The 7,629-nt window shown below is 72.1% G+C and carries 8 protein-coding genes and 1 pseudogene; 4 read left to right on the top strand and 5 right to left on the bottom strand.

All coding sequences use genetic code 11. From position 1 onward, the window contains the following. Window positions 1-33 precede the first annotated feature (33 nt). A complete protein-coding gene (gdhA, locus tag GUY60_RS30950; RefSeq protein ID WP_161703825.1) occupies window positions 34-1,380 on the bottom strand; it encodes an NADP-specific glutamate dehydrogenase in 1,347 nt (448 codons plus the stop codon). 137 nt (window positions 1,381-1,517) lie between these two features. Then, window positions 1,518-2,369, bottom strand: coding sequence for a class I SAM-dependent methyltransferase (locus tag GUY60_RS30945; protein ID WP_161703823.1), 852 nt, complete (start codon window positions 2,367-2,369; stop codon window positions 1,518-1,520). Between the two features lie 151 nt (window positions 2,370-2,520). Here GUY60_RS30945 and GUY60_RS30940 point away from each other — a divergent pair, with 151 nt between their 5' ends. After that, the gene (locus tag GUY60_RS30940; protein ID WP_161703821.1) at window positions 2,521-3,120 is read left to right on the top strand and encodes a TetR family transcriptional regulator; all 600 of its coding nucleotides are present in this window, start codon (window positions 2,521-2,523) and stop codon (window positions 3,118-3,120) included. A 54-nt stretch (window positions 3,121-3,174) separates the two neighbouring features. Here the strand turns inward: GUY60_RS30940 and GUY60_RS30935 are convergent, their stop codons facing one another. Continuing rightward, window positions 3,175-3,891 (bottom strand): C39 family peptidase, encoded by a 717-nt coding sequence (locus tag GUY60_RS30935; RefSeq protein ID WP_161703819.1) that lies wholly within the window; start codon window positions 3,889-3,891, stop codon window positions 3,175-3,177. Between the two features lie 53 nt (window positions 3,892-3,944). Next, window positions 3,945-4,726: pseudogene (locus GUY60_RS30930) on the bottom strand (alpha/beta hydrolase). A 115-nt stretch (window positions 4,727-4,841) separates the two neighbouring features. Here GUY60_RS30930 and GUY60_RS30925 point away from each other — a divergent pair. Continuing rightward, the gene (locus GUY60_RS30925; RefSeq protein WP_161703817.1) at window positions 4,842-5,816 is read left to right on the top strand and encodes an ArsR/SmtB family transcription factor; all 975 of its coding nucleotides are present in this window, start codon (window positions 4,842-4,844) and stop codon (window positions 5,814-5,816) included. 26 nt (window positions 5,817-5,842) lie between these two features. Here GUY60_RS30925 and GUY60_RS30920 read toward each other — a convergent pair whose 3' ends face one another. Continuing rightward, a complete protein-coding gene (locus GUY60_RS30920; RefSeq protein ID WP_161703815.1) occupies window positions 5,843-6,298 on the bottom strand; it encodes a (2Fe-2S) ferredoxin domain-containing protein in 456 nt (151 codons plus the stop codon). A gap of 320 nt (window positions 6,299-6,618) precedes the next feature. Between GUY60_RS30920 and GUY60_RS30915 the strand changes: the two genes are divergently transcribed. After that, window positions 6,619-7,368, top strand: coding sequence for an HNH endonuclease family protein (locus GUY60_RS30915; protein ID WP_161703813.1), 750 nt, complete (start codon window positions 6,619-6,621; stop codon window positions 7,366-7,368). 47 nt (window positions 7,369-7,415) lie between these two features. Next, a partial coding sequence (locus tag GUY60_RS38585) for a hypothetical protein (protein WP_312866491.1) occupies window positions 7,416-7,629 on the top strand: 214 nt, incomplete at its 3' end.

Genomic DNA, 7,629 nt, shown 5'->3' with positions numbered 1-7,629 from the left:
GGCGGGGGGTGCGGCCGCATACGGTACGGACGGCTACACGATGCCCTGTGCCGCCATCGCGTCCGCGACCCGCAGGAAGCCCGCGATGTTGGCACCGAGGACGTAGTCGTCCGGGGCGCCGCCGTAGGTGTCGGCGGTGGCGCGGCACTCGGTGTGGATGTCGCGCATGACCGCGGCGAGCCGGCTCTCGGTCTGCTCGAACGTCCACTGGTCGCGGGCCGCGTTCTGCTGCATCTCCAGGGCCGAGGTGGCGACCCCGCCCGCGTTGGCCGCCTTGCCGGGACCGAACAGGACCCCCGCCCCCCGCAGCACCTCGATCGCCTCCGGCGTGGACGGCATGTTGGCGCCCTCGGCGACCGCGAGCACGCCGTTCTTGGTCAGTGCCACCGCGTCGTCGCGGCCCAGTTCGTTCTGCGTGGCGCACGGCAGCGCGATGTCGCACGGCACGTCGTAGAGGGTGCCGCGGGCGGAGAAGTGCGCGGTCGGCTTCACCTCGGCGTACACGGAGAGGCGGGCGCGGCGCACCTCCTTGATCTCCTTGAGCAGCTCCAGGTCGATCCCGTCCTCGTCGACCACATAGCCCGAGGAGTCGGAGCAGGCCACGACCCGGCCGCCGAGTGCCTGGACCTTCTCGATGGCGTACACGGCGACGTTGCCCGAGCCCGAGACCACCACGCGGCGGCCGTCGAAGGACTTGCCGCGGGTGGCGAGCATCTCCTGGGCGAAGAACACCGTGCCGTACCCGGTGGCCTCGGTGCGGGCGTGCGAACCGCCCCAGGCCACCGGCTTCCCGGTGAGCACGCCCGCCTCGAAGCGGTTGGTGAGCCGCTTGTACTGGCCGAAGAGGAAGCCGATCTCGCGTCCGCCCACGCCGATGTCACCGGCCGGGACATCGGTGCGCTCGCCGATGTGGCGGTACAGCTCCGTCATGAAGGACTGACAGAACCGCATGATCTCGCCGTCGGACCGGCCGCGCGGGTCGAAGTCCGCGCCGCCCTTGCCGCCGCCGATGCCCATACCGGTCAGCGCGTTCTTGAATATCTGCTCGAAGCCGAGGAACTTCACGATCCCCAGGTTCACGCTCGGGTGGAAGCGGAGTCCGCCCTTGTACGGGCCGAGGGCGCTGCTGAACTCGATCCGGAAACCGCGATTGACCCGCACCGCACCCTGGTCGTCGACCCACGGGACGCGGAAGGCCACCTGGCGCTCCGGCTCGCACAGCCGCTCGACGATGCCGCCGCTCACATACTCCGGGTGCCGCTCAAGGGCCGGGCCGAGCGAGGAGAGAACCTCGGTGACGGCCTGGTGGAACTCGGCCTCTCCGGGGTTGCGCCGACGGACCTCCGCGTGAACGGCCTCGATATGTGTGCTGACATCCATGAATGCTCCGCTCTCTGCTCGACCGTTATGCAGTGCCTCGGGGGGTACGCCCCGGTAGATGGTCGTCGCCGAAGTCCCAGGTGGCAAGGGTGGACCAGCAGGTGGAACGGGTGCCGGGTGCCGGTGCCGGGGCCGGGCTACGGGCGCACGGCGGTCACCAGGCTCGCCGTGCTGCGCAGCCGGACCATGCCCTCGTGCTCGGGGTCCTCGTGGGCGCGCATGTATTCCGTGAGGGTGGCGCGGGCGCGGTCGACGGTCTCGGGGGAGAGCTGGGACGTGAAGTGACGGCCGGGGCCGGTGCCGAGCAGGAACTCCGCCGCGTCCGCGCCGTCACGGCCCCAGGTGCCGAACGTCTCCACCCGCCGGGTCTCGACATCCCGGAACCCGGCCCCGGTCAGCACGGTGCGGACGCGGTCCGGGTCCGCGAGCGAGAACATGCCGGGCTGCCCCGGCGTGCCGAACTCCTCCACTGGCACGAACGCGCGCAGCGACATGACGGCCTCCACCCAGCCGTTGCGCTCCGGGTCCGCCGGACAGACGAACGCGAGCCTGCCGCCGGGCCGCAGCGCCCCGCCGATGTTGCTGAACGCGGCGACCGGGTCGCCGAAGAACATCACGCCGTACCGACTGAGTGCCGAGTCGAAGGAGGCGGGCGCAAAGGGGTGGACCTGGGCGTCGGCCCGCTCGAACGTGACGTTGTCGAGGCCCTCCTGCGCGGCGGAGGCACGGGCGCGCTCCAGCATCGGAGCCGACAGGTCGACGCCGAGCACCTGACCGCCGTCCGCCCGGCGTGCGGCGAGCCGCGACGTATGGCCGTTTCCGCAGCCGATGTCGAGCACCCGGTCGCCGGGGCCGATCCCGGCGGCGTCGAGCAGGCGCTCGTTGAACCCGTCGTTCACCGCGTCCCAACGCGCCTGGTGATCCGCCCAGTACTTGCCCTCGGGGCCGTTCCAGGCCTCTTGCTGCTCGGTGTTGACGACGTTCCGCATCTGGTGCCTCCTGTCGGGCCTGGCTCACGCACGGACTGGCGGGCCGGGCTCACATACCTATGATGGGCGTGTGCCCAAACAGTATGGGCATACGCCCAAACTGGCAACGGGGTTTGCCCCTAAGGGTGTTGACGAGCCGGAGAGGGGCGACATGTCACCGCGTGGAGTAGCCATACCTGATGTCCGGGAGCGGTTGTTCGCCGCCGCGGAGCGGGTGCTCGGGCGGGACGGGCCCGGCGCGCTGACCAGCCGGGCCATCACCGGCGAAGCGGGCTGCTCCAAGGGCCTGCTGCACGCTCATTTCTCCGGGCTCGACGAGTTCGTCGCCGAACTGTGCCTCGACCGGTTCGCGCGCACCGCGCGCCGCGCGGAAGAACTGCCCGGCCGTGCGGGGGAGGCCACCGTCGGGGAGAACCTGGGCGGGGTCGCGCTCGCCCTCATCCACTCCGGCGGCCCGACGATCACGGCCCTGGCCATGTCGCGTCCCGCCGCCACGCTCCGTATCCGCGAGGCGCTCGACGCCGGAGCGCCCGGGTTCACCGCGATCGAGGAGGCGATCTCGGCCTATCTCGCCGCCGAGCAGCGGCTCGGCCGGATCGATCAGGACAGCGACACGTCCGCTGCCGCGCTCGCCGTCGTCGGTACCGTGCACCACCTCCTGATGACCGGCCGCCCCGAGGGCCCGGATGCCGGGCGGCAGGTGGAGCGCCTGGTGGCGATGCTCGTGGGACGGGGTGAGGGGCAGACCTGAGTCAGGCCCGCCCCTCCGTGTGCCGCGATGTGACCGGCCCGCCGTGGCCCTGGCTCAGGCCGCGTAGCCCTTCGGCGGGATCAACGTGGCGAGCTGGTCGAACGACAGCCAGTAGATCTGGTTGCCGCCGAACGACGCCGGGTCGGCTATCAGGACGGTGCGCTGCGCGTCGTCGTAGCCGATCACCGTGAAGTAGTGGTAGATCGTCTCGCCGGGCGGGTAGCCGGGCGGCTGGTTGCCGGGCGGGGCCACGATGTTGGCGACGATCGGATAGTTGCTGTCGATGTCGAGCACGATGTCGCGCCACAACAGGTCCCGCTGCTCCGGCGTCGGCGGGTCGTTCGGCATCTCCTTGGTCTCGTACCAGCCGGTGCCGATACGGGAGTTGAGCACCCCGGTCACCTGGCTGATGTGGTCCGTGCCGCCCTCGGTGGTGCCGAGTTCGGCGGCGAGGGTGGCCTGGCTGGGCGGTGCGGTCCGTGCCGACAGGGCGATACGGGTCGCGGCCGGGCCGCACCACCAGCCGGTCTCCTGGACCTGGTAGTCGATCTCCAGGGTGCGGGTGGTCGAGGTCCGCACCGGCTGCACGCGCATCCGGGTGCCGGGTTCGTTGTGCCCGCTGACCAGGGCGGTGCCGTCGGTCGTGGCGTGACCGGCCACGGTGACGGATGTGGGTTGCTGCCCCGCCGCGGCCGGGGTGACGAGGGCGGCGAGTGTAGCGGTCACGGCAAGCACGGTCGTGACGGCGGTGGGTACGAGTCTCCTGCGCATCAGGGCTCCTGGGAACGGTCGTCGGAATGGGGGTGCCGGGTGCGGATGTCTGTTCAGGCCTTGCGGAGGCGGGCGACGACGCCGTCCAGGTCGCGGCGGAACAGTTCCGCGCGGAACACATGGCCGCCGGGCTCCTCGTGCCACTCGTGCGGGACTCCGGCCTCCCCGAGGCGGGCGCGGAACTCCCGTTGTCCGGCGAGGACTTGGGTCTCGTTCACCCAGTGCGTCACCAGACCCTGGTCGCGGCGCAGGCTCGCGGGGCCCGAGTGGGCGCTGACCGACGCGAAGTGGCCGTGGTACTTGGCCGCGTACTTCAGTGCGCCGAAGCCGCCCATCGAGAACCCGGCCACCGCGCGCCCGTCGGACTCCGCGTACGTACGGAAGGTGGCGTCGATCCACGGCAGCAACTGCGCGATGTGGAAGGTCTCCCAGTCGCGGGGGCCCGCGTTCGAGGCGGCCGGGTTGCCGTACCAGCCGGCATGCCCGCCGTCCGGCATGACGACGATGAGCGGGCGGCCCGCGGATGCCGTACCGGTCGAAGGTCATGAAGTCCTGGTCGAGGCCGCCGCCGTGGAGCAGGTAGAGGACCGGGTAGCGCCGCCCGGACGCGTAGTCCTCGGGCAGCAGTACGTTCACCGCCGGGTCCCAGCCGATCGCGTCGGTGGCGAAGCGGTAGTACTTCATCCGGGCGTCGCGCTCGTCGTGGTCCACGACCCGCAGGCCGTTGCCGTCGCCGACGGGCCGAGGGCGCCGCGCCGCCGAGCGCGACGGCCGCGGTCGCGCCACCCGCGGCTCTGAGCATCCGGCGACGGGACGCCGGTGCCGACTGACTCACATCAACCTCCAGGGTGTGGGGGTACCGGATGGTAAGGACAGGCCGGGCGGGCCGGGGGTGAGGTGTTCGGGCTGGGCCGAAATCCCCTTGTGTCAACGGGAGTTACTCTCGTTCCATGGTCGGCGTCCTGCGCATCCACTTCAGCGACCGCGACTTCCGGTACGTGCAGTGGGCGCGGTCCGCCGACCCGATGTGGGAGGCGTTCCTCGGGCTCCATGTGCTCAGCACGCCACCGGCCCGGCTGCCCGTCTGGCTGCGCCCCTGGCGCCACCGGGCCGTCGAACGGCTCCAGGACCCCGAACTCCGCGCCGCCTGCCGCCTGTTACGCGATCTGGCCCCCGCCGACGCCGCGTACTTCCCCGACTTCCTGACGCCCGCCGAGTCCGAGGACGGCATGGCCGCCGCGCTGCGGACGCTGCGCGCCACCCCAGGACCGCGCCTCGCCAGGGAGTTGCGCGAGGCCGCCCGCTACCGCGCCCTGCCCGGCTGGACCCGGCGGCTCGCCTCCGGGGACCGGGACCTGCTCGACCGGGTCGCCGACGCCGTACTGCGCTTCCACGCCCAGCTCGTCGCCCCGGACTGGAGCGAGGTCGAGGCCACCGTCGCCGCCGACCGGGACGGCCGCCTGGAGACGCTGGACGGCGGCACGGTCGCGGTTCTGGAGACGCTGGCGCCGTTCGTGTGGCGGGACCCGGTGCTCAGCGCGCCCTACCCGGTCAACGCCGACCTGTATCTGCGCGGCCGGGGGGTGCGGCTCGTGCCGTCCTTCTTCTGCCACACCGAGCCGATCGCCATCGCCGATCCCAACCTGCCGTCCGTGGTGGTGTATCCGGCCACCCACGGCCCGTACGGTCCCGCCGCCACGGACGCGCTCGCCGCCCTGCTCGGTACCGCCCGCACCCGGGTGCTGCGCGCCCTCACGGTCAGCTCGACCACCGGTTCCGTGGCCGCGCACCTGGGCATGCCGGCGTCCACGGTCAGCGGCCACCTGAAGGTGCTGCGGGACGCGGGGCTGCTGCACAGTGAACGCGCCGGGGCGTATGTGGTGCACCGGCTCACCGGCCGGGGCCGGCACCTCATCGGCCGCTGACCGGCCGCTGACCGGCTACTTCGAGGTCAGCGCCGGGCGCGTGCCGCCTTGGCCGGGCGGGCCTCCCGGGGCGGCTTGACGAACTGCAGCTCAAGGGTGGGCGGCGGAGCGGCGACACCGGGGCCGCCCGCGGTGACCCAGTCGAGGAGTTCGTCGGTGCAGTCGTCGTCCATGGCGAAGCCGATCCAGGTGGCCTTCCCACCGGCGAGACGGCCCGCCGAGGAAGGCTGCACCACGATGACGTTGGCCTGGTCGCAGGGCCCGAGGCAGTCCGACGTACGTACGGAAAGGGTGCCGCCGGACGCCGCCGCGGCCGCCTCGAGCCGGTCCAACTGCCATACGTGGTCGGTGCCGGGGTACTTGCGCGCGTTGCCGCAGCAGCATCCGCGGCACACCACGACCGTGCACGGCCGCTGCCGCGCGGCCCCGATCCGCACGCCTCGGCGGAAACCGGTGGGCGCGGTGCGCGGTGCGTCGGTCATCGGGGTCGAACTCCTTCGGCGGCGGAGAGGGTGAGGTGGGACGGCCCGAGGGCGGCCCTCGGTGATCTCATCAGCGCCGGGCCGCCAGGTCCAGCGGGCCCCCGAACAGCCCGGCCGGAAGCGGGGGTTACGGGCGGTAGCTGTGACGTACGCGACGCCGGGGCGCCGACGGGGTGCCGACGGGACGGGCGCGTGTTCGACAGGCTCCAAGTCGTCCGGGTGACGCCGCATTTGTCCCCCGATCCGGACGTGTCCGCGTGGGTAGGCTGCGCGCGAAGCACGCGTGCAGGTGCGGCCAGGTGAGAGGGAGTGCGGAAGTCATGGCACGTCAGAAGTGGTGGGGGCGAGGCCTGGCAGTGCTTGCCGTGCTCGCCGTGGCCGGGTGTTCGGGCGTCGGTACGGAGGGTGGCACGGAGGGCGGCGCGGACCCCAAGCCGTCCGTGAGCGGCGGGACCGGTGCGGGCGAGACGGACGGCGGCACCGGCGCCGGTGGCGGCCCGCCGGAGCACACCGGCACGTTGCCCGGAGTGCCCTCGGCGCAGACGGCGCGGCAGAAGCTGGCCGGTCTCGACGTGGCCGCGCAGGGCTCCATGACGGGGTACAGCCGCGAGAAGTTCCTGCACTGGGCGGAGCAGGGCGAGAACTGCGACACCCGCGAGGTCGTCCTCGAACGCGACGGCAAGGACGTGCGGCGCAACGACGACTGCCGTGCCGTGTCCGGGAGTTGGGACAGCGTCTACGACGACGAGAAGTTCACCGACTCCTCGGACCTGGACATCGACCACATGGTGCCGCTCGCCAACGCCTGGCGTTCCGGCGCGGGCAAGTGGACGCAGGAGCGGCGCGCGGAGTTCGCCAACGACCTGACGCATCCGCAGCTGATCGCGGTGTCGGCGTCCTCCAACCGCTCCAAGGGCGACCAGGGCCCCGACGAGTGGCAGCCGCCCGCGAAGGCGTACTGGTGCGTGTACGGGCGGGCCTGGGTGTCGGTGAAATCCACGTACGAGCTGACCGTGACCGAGGCCGAGAAGCGCGAGCTCGACGAGATGCTCGGCACCTGCGAGTCATGAACGAGCGGCGACTCGTGGCGGATGTGCGGGCCGGGCCCGGCGGTGTCATGACGGACGAAGTCGGTGTTGTCACAGGGGAGTTGACCGTGGCCGCTGACTTGCTGCCGGACGGGGGTGTGGCCGTCACCGTCCAGTACGCCGGGGCGGAGGAGTGGTACACGGTCACCGGTAGTCCGGTGCCGGCGCGGGCGGTTGCAGGGCTTGCTGCCGTGCATGGGGAGGTGCTTGCCAGGGTGCGGGGTGGCGGGGGAGTGACGGTGT

Source organism: Streptomyces boluensis (genome assembly GCF_009908195.1).
In the GTDB taxonomy this organism is placed as follows: domain Bacteria; phylum Actinomycetota; class Actinomycetes; order Streptomycetales; family Streptomycetaceae; genus Streptomyces; species Streptomyces boluensis.
This window is presented reverse-complemented; position numbering and strand designations above follow the sequence as displayed.

Bases quoted from the DNA above. Each gene is read 5' to 3' on its own strand.
- gdhA (WP_161703825.1), bottom strand. From the start codon at position 1,380: ATGGATGTCAGCACACATATCGAGGCCGTTCACGCGGAGGTCCGTCGG.
- GUY60_RS30945 (WP_161703823.1), bottom strand. From the start codon at position 2,369: ATGCGGAACGTCGTCAACACCGAGCAGCAAGAGGCCTGGAACGGCCCC.
- GUY60_RS30940 (WP_161703821.1), top strand. From the start codon at position 2,521: ATGTCACCGCGTGGAGTAGCCATACCTGATGTCCGGGAGCGGTTGTTC.
- GUY60_RS30935 (WP_161703819.1), bottom strand. From the start codon at position 3,891: ATGCGCAGGAGACTCGTACCCACCGCCGTCACGACCGTGCTTGCCGTG.
- GUY60_RS30925 (WP_161703817.1), top strand. From the start codon at position 4,842: ATGGTCGGCGTCCTGCGCATCCACTTCAGCGACCGCGACTTCCGGTAC.
- GUY60_RS30920 (WP_161703815.1), bottom strand. From the start codon at position 6,298: ATGACCGACGCACCGCGCACCGCGCCCACCGGTTTCCGCCGAGGCGTG.
- GUY60_RS30915 (WP_161703813.1), top strand. From the start codon at position 6,619: ATGGCACGTCAGAAGTGGTGGGGGCGAGGCCTGGCAGTGCTTGCCGTG.